The sequence below is a fragment of the uncultured Brachyspira sp. genome, assembly GCF_944390595.1.
GTDB lineage: Bacteria > Spirochaetota > Brachyspiria > Brachyspirales > Brachyspiraceae > Brachyspira.
This window is the reverse complement of record NZ_CALXRN010000171.1, coordinates 1-13,832: the sequence shown is the minus strand read 5'-3', so window position 1 is coordinate 13,832 and position 13,832 is coordinate 1. Positions and strand designations below refer to the sequence as shown.

General features: G+C 29.4%; 14 protein-coding genes and 2 tRNA genes. 15 read left to right on the top strand and 1 reads right to left on the bottom strand.

The window, feature by feature from the left end:
• Positions 1-37: 37 nt before the first annotated feature.
• The 15 genes from Q0J90_RS10035 to Q0J90_RS09965 all read left to right on the top strand — a co-directional run bounded on the left by Q0J90_RS10035 (position 38) and on the right by Q0J90_RS09965 (position 13,074).
• A tRNA-Ser gene (locus tag Q0J90_RS10035) sits at positions 38-120 on the top strand.
• A 14-nt stretch (positions 121-134) separates the two neighbouring features.
• Positions 135-207, top strand: a tRNA-Arg gene (locus Q0J90_RS10030).
• A gap of 24 nt (positions 208-231) precedes the next feature.
• Positions 232-783, top strand: coding sequence for an HAD family hydrolase (locus Q0J90_RS10025; protein WP_297277766.1), 552 nt, complete (start codon positions 232-234; stop codon positions 781-783).
• Complete coding sequence (gene lptC / locus Q0J90_RS10020; protein ID WP_297277765.1) at positions 761-1,318, top strand: LPS export ABC transporter periplasmic protein LptC; 558 nt, start codon at positions 761-763, stop codon at positions 1,316-1,318. The genes Q0J90_RS10025 and lptC overlap by 23 nt, the downstream gene beginning before the upstream one ends.
• Positions 1,308-2,651 carry an LptA/OstA family protein gene (locus tag Q0J90_RS10015; RefSeq protein ID WP_297277764.1) on the top strand — a complete coding sequence of 448 codons (1,344 nt, stop codon included), beginning with the start codon at positions 1,308-1,310 and terminating at the stop codon, positions 2,649-2,651. Before lptC ends, Q0J90_RS10015 begins: the two co-directional genes overlap by 11 nt.
• Complete coding sequence (locus Q0J90_RS10010; protein WP_297277763.1) at positions 2,635-3,609, top strand: hypothetical protein; 975 nt, start codon at positions 2,635-2,637, stop codon at positions 3,607-3,609. Before Q0J90_RS10015 ends, Q0J90_RS10010 begins: the two co-directional genes overlap by 17 nt.
• A gap of 259 nt (positions 3,610-3,868) precedes the next feature.
• Positions 3,869-4,690, top strand: coding sequence for a hypothetical protein (locus Q0J90_RS10005; RefSeq protein WP_297277762.1), 822 nt, complete (start codon positions 3,869-3,871; stop codon positions 4,688-4,690).
• Positions 4,691-4,708: 18 nt separating this feature from the next.
• Positions 4,709-6,214 carry a hypothetical protein gene (locus Q0J90_RS10000; protein WP_297277761.1) on the top strand — a complete coding sequence of 502 codons (1,506 nt, stop codon included), beginning with the start codon at positions 4,709-4,711 and terminating at the stop codon, positions 6,212-6,214.
• A 237-nt stretch (positions 6,215-6,451) separates the two neighbouring features.
• Positions 6,452-6,829, top strand: a complete 378-nt coding sequence (locus tag Q0J90_RS09995; protein WP_297277760.1) for a hypothetical protein — start codon at positions 6,452-6,454, stop codon at positions 6,827-6,829.
• Positions 6,830-6,903: 74 nt separating this feature from the next.
• Positions 6,904-7,824, top strand: a complete 921-nt coding sequence (locus tag Q0J90_RS09990) for a hypothetical protein (RefSeq protein WP_297277759.1) — start codon at positions 6,904-6,906, stop codon at positions 7,822-7,824.
• Between the two features lie 222 nt (positions 7,825-8,046).
• Positions 8,047-8,739 (top strand): RadC family protein, encoded by a 693-nt coding sequence (locus Q0J90_RS09985; protein WP_297277758.1) that lies wholly within the window; start codon positions 8,047-8,049, stop codon positions 8,737-8,739.
• Positions 8,726-9,151, top strand: coding sequence for a helix-turn-helix transcriptional regulator (locus Q0J90_RS09980; RefSeq protein ID WP_297277757.1), 426 nt, complete (start codon positions 8,726-8,728; stop codon positions 9,149-9,151). The genes Q0J90_RS09985 and Q0J90_RS09980 overlap by 14 nt, the downstream gene beginning before the upstream one ends.
• Positions 9,152-9,278: 127 nt before the next feature.
• Complete coding sequence (gene fliD, locus Q0J90_RS09975) at positions 9,279-11,477, top strand: flagellar filament capping protein FliD (RefSeq protein ID WP_297277756.1); 2,199 nt, start codon at positions 9,279-9,281, stop codon at positions 11,475-11,477.
• 110 nt (positions 11,478-11,587) lie between these two features.
• A complete protein-coding gene (gene dapF, locus Q0J90_RS09970) occupies positions 11,588-12,427 on the top strand; it encodes a diaminopimelate epimerase (protein ID WP_297277755.1) in 840 nt (279 codons plus the stop codon).
• 89 nt (positions 12,428-12,516) lie between these two features.
• Entirely contained in the window at positions 12,517-13,074 is a 558-nt protein-coding gene (locus tag Q0J90_RS09965; protein WP_297277754.1) for a lytic transglycosylase domain-containing protein, read from the top strand.
• 32 nt (positions 13,075-13,106) lie between these two features.
• Here the strand turns inward: Q0J90_RS09965 and flgG are convergent.
• Positions 13,107-13,832, bottom strand: a 726-nt coding sequence (gene flgG, locus Q0J90_RS09960; RefSeq protein WP_297277753.1) for a flagellar basal-body rod protein FlgG, incomplete at its 5' end; no start/stop codon positions are given.

Below are 13,832 nucleotides of genomic sequence, written 5' to 3'. Positions count from 1 at the left end.
TTTTTTATATGTTATAATGTATAGCATATTTAGTTTTGGAGAGTTCGTTCAATTGGTAGAGCAGCGGTCTTGAAAACCGCCGGGCTAACACCCATGTGGGTTCGAGTCCCACACTCTCCGATTTTTTGTTGCATGGGGCTTTAGCTCATCTGGATAGAGCACTGGTTTCCTAAACCGGGTGGGCAGGTTCGAGTCCTGTAAGCCCCAAAAATGACCTGAAAGACTTTATAAATGAATCTAAAAGATTATTTTTCATACCTTTTCAATATAAGCAAATTAAAAAAAATCAAATTATTAGTTTCTGATATAGACGGTGTTATGACAGATGGAAGACTTATATTTGATGATAATGGAGTAGAAAGTAAATTTTTTCACACTCAAGATGGTATGGGTGTTGTTATGGCATTAAAATCTAATATTAAGGTGGCTGTAATATCAGGCAGTAATTCTAATGCAATAAAAGTGAGATTTGATAAGTTTAGAAAACATGGATTTGAAGATTTGATTCTTGGCGAAGAAAATAAAATGCCTTCTATTTTAACATTAATGGATAAATACGGTTTAAAAAAGGAGGAAGTAGCATATATTGGAGATGATTTAATAGATTTATCTCCTATGAAATATGTAGGCGTATCATTTGCTCCTAAAGATGCTGTAGATGAAGCTAAGAAAGCTGCTGTTATAGTGATTAATAGGGAAGGCGGACATGGTGCTGTTAGGGTGGCTATTGATATGATATTGCATGCTAAGGGTATCTATAATGAAGTTATTAAAAATTTTTAGTACTATTATATTATTATCTTTTTTTGTTTCCTGTACAAATTTTAATAATATTGGTAATCAAAATGTAGATGATAATTTTGTTCCTCCTCCTGAGATGGAATTTTATGGTTTTAGGAGAGAGAGTTATGATACTAATTTTAAACAGCTTGATTCTTTTGCAACAAATGCCAAATTTTATAATCAGAAAAAAATGGTGGAGCTTTTTGACAGCAGAACATACACTTATGATTCCAACAGCACAATAGCAGCAAGTATATCAGGACAATTTGTAACTATAGATCAAAATACATTTTATGTGCAAATTTATACGAATGTAGTGGCAAAATCTTCAAATAATACAATTCTTTATACAGAACATTTGCAATGGGATAATGAAAAACAATATGTTAAAAGTCCTGTACCAATGCGTATAGAGAATGAGGATGGAAGCTGGCTTACAGGAAGCAGTATGGAAGGCGATTTGGGATTAGAGCATATAACAGTTTATAATGAAACCGATCAAGGCGATGCTATAGGAGTTCCAGTTGCAGAATAATAGATTGTTTTTTGTATTTGCCGTATTATTTATATTTGCTTTATGTTCAGTAGCTCAGCAGTCAAGAAGAAGTGCGGATAAATTTACTTACAACAATAAAACAAAAGTATTTCAATATACCGGCAACGCTAAAATGGAGGATTCTTCAGCCGTTATTACCAGTCATGTTATGACGTTTTATCAGGAAACAGAATTGGCAACTTTCAGCGGAGGTGTAAGATTATTAAGCAAAACAAATGGTTCTACTATATCAGGCGGATATGCTAGCTATAATGGAAAAACAAGATATGCTTATGTAAAAAATAAACCGGTATTAAGATCTCCTACTAATAATATGACTATAAGAAGTTCTTTTATGGAAAGAGATTTCAATACACCTATTGCGAGAGCTATTAGCAATGTTCATCTTACACATGTTGATAGAGAAACCAAAAGACAAACAGACGGATATGCAGATAATTTAGTTTATGATATGGATACTCAAATATCTGTATTAACTGGAAATCCTAGAATATACCAAGGTGCCGACAGACTTGAAGGTGAAATATTGGAATATAATGCCAAAAATGCTACTGCAAATGTTATGGGAAGAGGAAAAGTTTATGTTCTTCAAACTAATAATTTTATAAATAGTTCTGAAACCAATAAAAAAAACAGCAATGTTAGTAATTATAATATTATAGTTGCTGACAGATTATTTTTGAATGAATACGGCGGAAAAGATAATAATACACGTACTTTATATGCTTATGGAAATGTTACTGCTTTCTTTTATGAAGAGAATATGATACTTAAGGGCGGATATATAGAATATGAAATAGATAATGAGCATGTTTATATGTATCAGGACCCTTCTGTTAGAATACCTGACAGAGGAATTATAGCTTTTGGAGAGTGGATAGAATATAAAAAAGATGCTGAGTTTAAAGATATAATATTCCATAATGATGTTGTAATGATTGATTATGATGAAAGTATATCATTAGAGGGTGATTTGCTTCATTTAGACCCTGATACAAAAGTTGCTACAGTAAGCGGAAATCCTATAGCTTATGTTGAAAATAGAAGCATGAAAATAAGCTCTGTAACTATGCAGATGTTTAATGATGAAGAAAAACTTAGAGCTAATGGAAATGTACTTGTAGAAGGTAAGGATATGACATCTCAAAGTGCTTGGGCTACTTATTTTGATGAAGAAAAATATTTAAGACTTTGGGGAGAAAGCCCTTATTTGAAGCAAAAAGAGAGTATTGTAAGGGCTAGAGAAATAAAATATTATATAGAAACTGAAAAAATTGAAGCCACAGGTGTAAGCGGTGAAATACCTGAATAATGTAATATATTTAATTGCTTTGTCTGTAATTGCGTTTTCATGTACAAAAAGTACAGAACCTCTTAATAAAGAAAAAAATTATAATGTTAATATTACTTATATAGAAGATGACGGTATTAATTCTTTTGAGCCTAAAGATTTTATTGATATTTTTGATGATGATTTGAGTAAATTAACTTATGAGCTTCTTGGCTATAAGATAAAATATAATCTTAAAAATGGAACTGATGATAATTATTTTTATATGGCTAATAGAAAAATAATACTTGATAATGCTGATGTATTTAAAAGAGATTTTATAGATATAAGAAATATAGATTATGATGTATTAGAAAATGATATAATAAATTCATTGTCTAATGAAACCAGTATTAATATAAAAAAATTATTTGGTTACGATTACGGAACACCTTTAGAAGTTATATCAAAAAATATAGCACCATCATACGTAGAAAGTATATTAAGCGTATGGAATAGTCCGGTAAAGAATAGAAATGAATTACTCGTTGGAAATAGATTTATGTTTTATACTGCTTTGTATTGGAAAATAGTTGCTGAGGAATTTGAAGATTCTGCTATTGTTCTTGTAAATATTCCTATAGCAGCAAATTACAGAGGTATGTCTGCCAAATCCATTGCTGACGGAGGTTTTGTTGATAGAATAGTTATAGAAAATAATCATATAAAGCCGTGCAAATCCATAGCTGTAATAAGTATATATAACTTTTTGAATTCCAATATGGATAATGAAACAATAAAAAAAATATTTTCATATTATATAGTTCAAACTATGGGTATGATGTTTCCAAAGTATGATATAAACGAAGAAGAAAAACATTCAATAATGTCAGAAGTAAGAGGCTTTGATTATTTCAGCTGGTACAGTAACATAATTAATTTTCAATTAAAAACTCCTTATAAAACTATAAAAGAATATAAAGATACTATAAAGAAATAAATCCATAAAAAATAGTATGAATTAACTATAATAAAATAAACATTATCTCAAAAATGTCTATTAAAAATAATACAAAATTAAAAAAGTGTCTATTTATAATGTATTAAATGTAAGATATAATTATGTTGCAATAAACATAATTATAAATTTGTTGTAAATTCACAAAAAAATCTATTTACTTAAAATTAAAAGAGGTTACAATTTATATATAAACATATTATATATTATGTCGATTTTTATTAGTGGGAGAAAAATTTTAATGAAAAAGATATTAATTTACATTTTTATGGCAGCTAGCTTTTCGCTGGCCTACGGTTTTGACGAAGGTTTCATTTGGGCATTAAAGGCAAACTTTAACGGTTCTGCTACAATGCCGTCAATAAGCAAAGAAGATTTAGATAAAATAGGTGCAGCATATATGAAAGGAGCTGTAGGCTATACTATGGACGGAGAGGCTGAGCTTGGTTATTTATTTGGTTCTGAAAAATGGTTTGGAATGGACAAGTCAAAATTCAGCGGAATGAGTGTTTTTGCTTCTTTGGGTGTTGGAAGCGGATTTGCAGGACAAGTTGCTGGTAATACTATAAAAGGAATTACTGCGGCAGCTTATATTAATATTTCTTATGCTCCGGTTATAAGTTTTGGAGTTGGTACAAAGGCATATTTTTTTGACAGCAGATTAGCATTAGGTTTTCATATAGGCGGTAAATTAATAGCTGATTTATCTCCTGAATATTTAGCATATTTAGATATTGATATGGAAGGATTTCCTGAAATCGGAGAGATAATAGTAACAGATTTTATGATAAAAAATATGAATCCAGTAATGTTTAGTATGAAGTTTATGATTGAATATAATCAGCCTGTTAATGATAGAGTAGAAGTGATATTAGGTGCTTATACTAGATTTAATATTTATAGTCCAAAATATATTACTATGCCTGACAGTTTGGCAACTATGATGAATGATGCTTTAAAAGATCAAGGCAAACAGCCATTTGATCCAACAACTCCATTAAAATCTTATTATATTAATTCCTTAGATTTCGGTCTTACTATAGGTTTGGCTTTTAAAGGGTAATTGTAGGAGTAGATTATTATGAGAAAAATATATTATTTAATAATTATTACAATTATTTCTATATTTTTAATGTCTTGCGGAAGTCATTTTAATCCCAGATATTATTATAATAGAGGTTCAGGTGGTTCTTCCAGTAATCCAGATGGTCCTAATATAGGCGGAGGAGGAGAAGGATTAGATCCTGAAGATGATCCTTTCTATGATAATGGGGATAGACCTTGGAATGATCCTGATTATAATTTTAAAATGGATTTTGATAATTATGTTATACAAGCTTCCTTTGATGAACAAAATAGGCCCTCATATAAACTAATTCCAGGAAAATGGAATCAAGGCGATGAGAGTAAAAATGAGTATTGGTATGATGGTGAACCTACAACAGGAGGCGGTACAACTATAAATAGTATGAGATATTATTTATATAAAGGTAATAATCATCTGTTTGCTGCTGATTCGGCATATAATAAAAGCGATAGGTTGGACAGATTTTATTTTTATAGGTTTGAAGGTGCTGCTTTTAGTGTTTCTATAAAGAATTGTTTAATAGCAATAGATACTTATTCTAAATTAGTATTTGCTTTTGGTGTTCCAAGTTCATGGAAAAAGCCTGTAAATCTTCCTATAGTACCTTATGCACCAGCAGGATGGCAGGCTGTAGAAAATGGCTGGGAGGCCAAATATGAAGTAAATACTAAAGATCAATTTGCTAATGTTGATGGAATACAATACTTTTATGAATATGATCCTGTTGGAGTAGTAAAAGCTAATGGAGAAATAGAAATATATAAATGGTGTTTGGATTCTATAGGTGATAATAGTAAATATGCCCCTAGAGTAAAAGGAAATGCAATAGATTTAGGTAGGCCAATAGCTTCAGAAACACAAAAAGAAGGACGCTCTCCTTATATGCCTATTAAAGTAGATGCAAAATTAAGTATGGCTGTAACAGCAGAACAGATTCAGATACAGAATGTTGATGTTGTAAGTGCTAATTATCTCTTTGGAGGTATAGATTATAAAAAAGGTTTAGCTGGAATATCTTATGATATAAGATTTGGATATAATACTTCTTCCGGAGTTATGGATAATTTTGTAACTATAAATAAATTTGATAAAACTACTATGTTTGCTGATTTATTTAGTGTTAAAGTTGGTGAGACTAAAACTATAACTTCAACACCTTCAGAATTAAAAATAGAATATACTGAAAAAGAAGATATCTATTTATTGCTTGATGCTAATGTTACAGTTTATTCAAGCGGAAATTTCTGGACTTCTGAATGGGCTAGTGCTATGATAGATTTAGAAACACCTATAGTAAAATTGAAATATGATAAATCAAAGGACGCTTTTGTATTTGACAGTATATATGGCAATAATGCTGATAGAATTATAGAGCATACTGAAGGATTTGAGCTTACTAAAGGAAGCAGTAAGGATTTTACTATAACATTTAAATCAACTGAGATAGGTGAAGAGAAAAAAACAGGAACTATGAAGTTAATATATAAATTAAAATATTAAATAATATTTATATAGGTAAATGGAGTTTATCTTTAAATATAAAATAAGATATACTCCTTTTACCTCATTATTTATTGTATTTAGTTTCTTATGTATACACATTTAAAATTAATCTTATTAAAGATTCTACTATAATAAAGCGTATAGATTAAAAAGTATTGTGCTTTTATTAATTATACTTTACAATATTTTATTTTGATATATAATATTTTATATTCTATAATATGGATGAAAACTATGATAAAAAAGATTTTTATAATACTAATTTCTATCTTTATTGTTTCATGTACTTCGCCTTTTGGTCAGGCAGGAATAAAGTTTAAAAATAGAAAAGGTGTTTATCAAAATACTTCTAAAACAATTACTGTAACTGTAACTGATACAGATAAGCAAAATTTAATTATTAGTGTTCAAAATGTTAATGGAATAACTATTGATGAAACTTATGATATTAATCCTGCAATAACTGCTGCTAATTTTAATAATCTTAAATCAGAAAAATATTCTCAATATACTTATGTTATAATTTTTAATGGAAATACTAGTTTATCTTTTAGTATAAGAGAGGGAACAGACTATCCTATAAACGGACAGGAATTAGTAAATTCTAAGTAGAATAAATTATAATTATTATAAAAATTATCATATATATTGTTTACTTATATTTCTTTTAACTTATACTTTATTATATGAAAAAGATTTTAAAGAGAGTTCAAAAGAAAACTATTATTTTATCTATACTAGCCATTGTTATGGTGCTTGTTATATTAAGGGCATGTTCAAGTAAATTTGATCCTAGATATTATTATCAGCAAATGCAAAATAAGGAAAATGGTACAGGTACTGAAGAACCAGATATTGGAGAAGAAGGAAATTTGAATCCTGAAGATGATCCTTTTCAAACAGGAGAATGGAATGATCCTAATTATAGAGGTTTTACTCTTAATCTTGATAATGATTATGTTATAGCTGCTTCTTTTGGGCTTAAAAATGAACCTAGATATATGCTTATAAAAGATGATAATTGGAAATTAAATGATTCTTTAAGAAATGAATATTATTATAATGGTACCAATACAAAAGCGGCTGGTTTTCCTGTTAGGAGAGTAAAATATTTTATGTATAAAAATATGAATCCTACTTTCAATGCAGCTAATAGCTATAATAAAAGCTCTAGACTTAAAAGATTTTGGTTTTACCGTTTTACAGGAAACGCTGGTGTAAATACAGATAATTATTTAATAGCTATAGACAGTTATTCTAAGCTTGTGTTTGCTTTTGCTGTTCCTACAAAATGGAAAGCTATTGTAGGAATACCTGCTCCAGTAGAATGGGGGGCAGTTGAACTTGGATGGGAAGCTAATGCTGATACAGCTAATTTAAATAGTCAGGTAAAATTTGCTGTTGATGGAGTAAGATATTTTTATGAGTATGATCCTGTTGGTATAGTTAACCCTAACGGAGATATAGAGATATATCAATGGTGTTTGGATTCTATAGGAAATAATAATAGATACGCTCCAAGACTCAATGGAAGTGCTTCTGATTTGACAAGAAAAATTGCTGATTATGGTTTTGCCGGACGTTCGCCTTATCTGCCTATGAAATAGTATTTTTTATTATTGCTTGTAATAAACTTGATTTTAGTTACTGACTTTTTTATATATTAGTTATTTGTATTTTAATTCAGCTTATAAATATTTAAAAATTTCTATTTTTTAAAAAAAATTAAAAAAGTTATATATATATTGTTTATTTTCTTTAATAAATGGCTTATTTTTAAAAAACATTTGTTTAACTATAGTCTGTATTATTTATTAAAAGGAGATTATATGTTTAATGATTTTAATAATGATAACTTAGACGCTAGTTTTATTAATGAAAAACAAATATTAGCCTCAATTTTGTCAAACGGTATATCATCAGATAAGGCAAACTCTATAGTAGAAAAACTTTATTACAGGTTCTATAATTTATATAATATAGTCAATGCTTCCAATGAAGAATTATTGAAAGTTAAAGGCTTAAATATTAAAAAGATAGAACTATTAAAGAATATACCGTCTCTTTTGGAATGCTATCTATTAAGCAGTATTAAACTTTCCACTAGTCATTTTAAGAAAAAAGATTTAATAAATTATCTTATAGTAAAAATGGGTAAATTAAAATTTGAAGCATTTTCTATAGTCTGTTTGGATGTAAATAAAAGATTTATATCTATGGAAAATATATTTAGGGGTACTATAGATTCGGCTACAATATATCCTAGAGATTTGGTAGAAAAGTCATTATCTCTTGGGGCAAGCTATGTTATTATATCGCATAATCATCCTTCCAGAATAGCAAAACCTTCTAAAGAGGATATAGAGATAACAAAGGTTTTATATAAGGCTTTTTTAATGGTTGAAATAAGAATGATAGACCATATTATAGTTGCTGGTAATAATGTATACAGCTTTAGAGAAAACGGCATGTTTGAAAAATATAAAAATAATATGGAGGGTGTAAATTATGCTAACTACTAATTTGAAAAAACCATATTATAATAATATTCTTAGCGACAATAAAGAAGAAAATAATAAAGAAGACTTGCCTCCTAAAAGAGATGATAATGAGCTTATATTATCTGTTGGTAAAAATATACGTGCTATAAGAAAATCCCAAATGAAAACTATATCTGAAATAGCAGAAATATCCGGAATATCATCAAAATATCTGCAAAGTGTAGAGGTAGGTAAAAGAAACATATCTATTACAAATCTCAACAAAATAGCTGTGAGTTTAGGGGTTCCGATTGCATTACTTTTTAGTTATGATCATGTAGAAAAGACAAAAAAACTGTTATGTATAGCAAATAAACTTAAAAATTATTCTGTTTTGCAGCTTTCTAATATAGATATTATTATTAATGATTTGGAAGATATAATAGATAAATAAAAAATATATTTGTTAATAGATTTTTAACTATTCCGACAATATAAAAATAGGTTTATAATATTTTTTTACAAAAATATATAAATGGAAGTTTTTATTAATATAGTTTAAATTTTAGGAGAGGTCTATTATGGCAACAACAGGAGCTTTTCTTGACGAGGTTTATCAAAATGCTGTAGAAGCAGAGGTAAACAAAAGAAGTACTACATTGTCCAATTTAGCGGATAATGCTAAAGAATATCAAAGAGAAATTTCTGCTTATGAAGATTTAAAATCCAGATTGAATACATTATCAGAGGCTTCAAAACAATTATACGGATTTCGTTCTCCTTTTAAAAACTATGTTGGAACAGGTGATGGAATACCTGATTACTTTTCAGTTACGGCTAATAGGCTTGCCAGTACAGGTACTTATGATATAGAAATAAAAGATATAGCCTCAAGTCAGAAATTTTCTTCTAAAGCATATAATATGTCGGATCAGCTGCCGGCAGGAACTATAGTATTAAAGGTTGGAGAAGAAGAAAAGACTATAGAATTTGCAGGCGGAAGTTTGGTTAGTTTGCAGAAAGCTATTGATAAAGCATTCGGTAAGGATGTAAAAACTACAATAACTCAAAAATCTAGAAATTTACAGGTTCTTACAATAGATTTGGTAAAAACCGGTTCTAAAAATATAGTAGAAGTTGTAAGCGATGATGCAGGCATATTAAAAGAATTGAATATGTTTACAAGAAGACCTTATAGACATCTTGGACATATATTTAATCAAGAACTTATAAATAAATGGGAAGATGAGTCTGAAAATTTGTCTACTAATTATTTTGTTAAAAAAGACTTTATGGTATTAAAAGGCATTAATAAATTATCAATGCCTCTTCATAGAGAAGCTGAAGCTAATGAAAATATAACCATATCTGTTACAGCAAGAGCATCCGATACTTTAGATGATGAAGATGCTCCTATAATGCCTCCTACAGTTGATTTGTCTATACCTGATACAGGAGTTACATTTAATAAGATAGACAGTGTTATATTTAAAGATGTAGAGTTGTATGGTGAGGGATTATCTCCTGCTGATAGTTCTAGAACATTTGAAGATATTAAAAAATATAAAGAGGCTTTGGAAGCAGAAAGAAAGGCAAAAGAAGGTTTAGAAGCTGAAGCTCCTCAGGCAATAACTGCTGAAGGATTTAATTTTGAAATTATAGGAGTTAAATATATAAATAAAGCTGGAGATGAAGTAGAAAAATTTTTTGCATTGCCTACTTTAAGTTCTTCATGGCAAAGACTTAATATTCCTATAGGAAGTCAATTTGAAGAAGGCGATGTTATTACTGAAGTTGTACTTATAAATAATAATGAAGGCTATAATATATTTTATAAAGATTTGCTTGTTGAAGATATGGGAAGAGAGGAAGATGCTCCTAACTATTTAGTATCTGAAGCAACTGATGCCAGAGCTTCTATTGACGGTGTTGATGTATTAAGTGAAAGTAATGAATTTAATGATGTTGTAAACGGACTTAATATAACAGCCAAAAAAGTAACGCCTGAAGCATTTGCCACTACAGTTGAAGTTGATAAAGAGGGTGTAGTTAATGCTATAGTTGATTTCATAAGAGCTTATAATGAAGTTACAGATTTGCTTAATGATACAACTCAAAGACCTTTAAGCAAAGATATAAGAGACGGCATAGAAAATATGAATAGAACTGATTTAATAGATTTAGCTACTACTTTAAATGTTGAGTTTGATCCTGAGATATCTGACTCCGGATTGAAAAAGAAATTATATTATGTGGGAGTATTCAGCGGAAATGCTCTTGTTAGTACAATATCTCAAAGAATAAAAATGATAGTAGCGGATTCTTATGAAACAGAATATGGAGAGGAATTAGCTTTGCTTGACCAAATAGGTATCAATAGAGGAAATGCCGGAGAGGATTGGTCTAAAGTAAAAAAAGCTTTCTTACAAGTTGACGAAGAAAAATTTATGGGTAAGATTGATACACAAATGGATGGTATAGAAGAGTTATTCTCCAATGATACAACAGGAGACGATCTTCCTGATACCGGAGTTGCTTATACTATGAGCGACTTTATAACTCCTTATTCTCAAACTAGAGGTATAGTTGAAAATAGTATAGCAATGACAAGAAGCCGTTTAGAAGATAATAAAAAGCGTATGGATGCTGAAAAAGATAGAATAGAAGAGTATAGACAGCAGAGACTTGCTTCATATTATAAAATGCAGTCAGAATTGCAGCAGGCAGAGAGAGAAAGAAAGAGACTTGAATCTTCTTTCCAAAATCAGACGGGAAATTAATATCATTTGACTTTAAGGTGATATGTTAAATCATATCGCCTTTTTTGTATTTACATAATTATCATTTTATTATAAAATATTGTTTCAAAATATATTTAGGGTTTCATATTATGTTAATATCTTTTACCAAAATGCATGGTATAGGGAATGATTATATTTATATAGATTGTTTTAAAGAAAAGTTTACAGCAGATGATGCCAAAAAATATTCATCTATGCTAAGTAATAGACATTATTCAATAGGTGCTGATGGTGTTATTTTGATAATGCCAAGCGATAATGCCGATGTAAGAATGAGAATGTTTAATGCTGACGGAAGCGAAAGTGAAATGTGCGGAAATGGTGTAAGATGCGTTGCAAAGTATGCTTACGATAAAGGCATATCTAAAAATAATCCTATGAAAATAGAAACTTTAAGGGGTATTTTAGAAGCAAAATTATTTATTAAGGATTCCGAAGTTGATAGTGTTGAAATAAATATGGATAGCCCTATATTTGATGGGCTTAAGATTCCAACAACCATAGATAAAAATCCTATAATAGATGAACCTATAAATATAGATGGAAAAATATATAATTTTACTGCGGTTTCTATGGGAAATCCTCATGCTGTTATATTTTTAGATGATATAGATAATATTGATATAAACTATATTGGAAGTTATATAGAAAATAATAATATATTCCCAAATAGAACTAATGTAGAATTTGTCAAAATTATCAGCAGAGGAGAAGTTAAGCAAAGAACTTGGGAACGAGGAAGCGGTGAAACTTTGGCATGCGGAACCGGAGCTTCGGCTGTATGTGCTGCTGGTTTTATAAGCGGACGCACAGATAATATTATATTAAATCATCTTTTGGGAGGAGATTTGATTTTAAGATATGAAAATAATCAAATTTTCATGAAAGGCGAGGCTAGATATTCTTTTGAAGGTAAAATTAAATTGTAAATTTTAGATGACTTTTTTAAATAAATTGTTATTTTTAAACATATATAGTTAAAATTTAGTTATTCTATCTATAGTAATAGAGAGGTTTTATGAAAAGAACTATTATAGTAATGTTTTTATTTTTGGGCAGTATAACATTAGAAACCCATAATTTTAATATTAATAATTATTCCTTTCCATCTAATGACTGGGTTACTTTAATCAAAGACGTTTCTAATCATTATAAACAAGATTTTTGGTTTATTAAAGATGTTTTTGATATTTGCGGTAATTATGATGTAGACCCTCTTTTAATGGTTGCTTTAATTAAAGTAGAAAGCAGCTTTATACCAACAGCATTATCAAGAAAAAATGCTTATGGATATTGTCAAATAACACCTATTGCAAATCAGGATGTTGATCCTACTCTAAGCAGGTATAATACAAGAGATAATATTGTTCTAGGTGTAAGGTTCATTAATAAGCTTTTAGATAGATTTGAAGGAGATGTTGTTAAGTCGCTTAGATATTATAATGCGGGGAATAACTATAATGAATATGGCGAATCTTATGCAGACAGCATACAATATGAATATAATACTATGGTTAGACTTTATGTTAAATCAGATTCTTCTTATGGCTCTATATATAGAAAAGAGGCTTTTTAAGCCCCTTTATCTATTTTAATAATTAAATTATTTTATCTTTTTAAGTTTACAACAGTAGCAAGCAAGTTATCACTAGTTTGTACTGCTTTTGAGTTCATCTCATAAGCTCTTTGTGCTACTATCATATCAACCATTTCATCAACAACTTTAACGTTTGACATTTCAACGAAACCTTGATGTATTCTAGGGAAACCATTGGCACCAGGTTCTCCTTCAAAAGCCGGTCCGCTTGCTATAGTTTCTTTATATAAGTTATCACCTATAGATAAAAGTCCAGGCTGATTGATAAATCTATGAAGTGTAATTTGTCCTATTTCTACAGGATCATTTTCATCACCTATTTTTACAGAAACTACACCTTCTCTTGATATATTTATCTGCTCTACCAAGAAATTTTCAGGGAATACTATTTCAGGAACTAGTCTGTATCCATTAGAAGTAACCATTTGTCCGTTAGCATCAATTTTGAAAGAACCGTCTCTAGTATATGAAACGCTTCCGTCAGGCATTAATACTTGGAAAAATCCTTCTCCCTCTAATGCTAAATCAAGTTTATTTCCTGTTGCCTGTAAAGAACCTTGATCAAACATTTTTTGAGTAGCAGCACTTTTTACACCTAGTCCTGTTTGAAGTCCTACAGGTGTTACAGTGTCTTCTGTAGCAGGAGTTCCTTGTATTTTTAAGTTTTGATATATTAAATCTTCAAAATCAGCTCTAACTTTTTTATATCCTATAGTATTAACATTTGCAAGGTTATT

Bases quoted from the DNA above. Each gene is read 5' to 3' on its own strand.
- Q0J90_RS09965 (WP_297277754.1), top strand. From the start codon at position 12,517: ATGAAAAGAACTATTATAGTAATGTTTTTATTTTTGGGCAGTATAACA.
- Q0J90_RS10025 (WP_297277766.1), top strand. From the start codon at position 232: ATGAATCTAAAAGATTATTTTTCATACCTTTTCAATATAAGCAAATTA.
- lptC (WP_297277765.1), top strand. From the start codon at position 761: ATGAAGTTATTAAAAATTTTTAGTACTATTATATTATTATCTTTTTTT.
- Q0J90_RS09990 (WP_297277759.1), top strand. From the start codon at position 6,904: ATGAAAAAGATTTTAAAGAGAGTTCAAAAGAAAACTATTATTTTATCT.
- fliD (WP_297277756.1), top strand. From the start codon at position 9,279: ATGGCAACAACAGGAGCTTTTCTTGACGAGGTTTATCAAAATGCTGTA.
- Q0J90_RS09995 (WP_297277760.1), top strand. From the start codon at position 6,452: ATGATAAAAAAGATTTTTATAATACTAATTTCTATCTTTATTGTTTCA.
- Q0J90_RS10000 (WP_297277761.1), top strand. From the start codon at position 4,709: ATGAGAAAAATATATTATTTAATAATTATTACAATTATTTCTATATTT.
- dapF (WP_297277755.1), top strand. From the start codon at position 11,588: ATGTTAATATCTTTTACCAAAATGCATGGTATAGGGAATGATTATATT.
- Q0J90_RS09985 (WP_297277758.1), top strand. From the start codon at position 8,047: ATGTTTAATGATTTTAATAATGATAACTTAGACGCTAGTTTTATTAAT.
- Q0J90_RS09980 (WP_297277757.1), top strand. From the start codon at position 8,726: ATGCTAACTACTAATTTGAAAAAACCATATTATAATAATATTCTTAGC.
- Q0J90_RS10005 (WP_297277762.1), top strand. From the start codon at position 3,869: ATGAAAAAGATATTAATTTACATTTTTATGGCAGCTAGCTTTTCGCTG.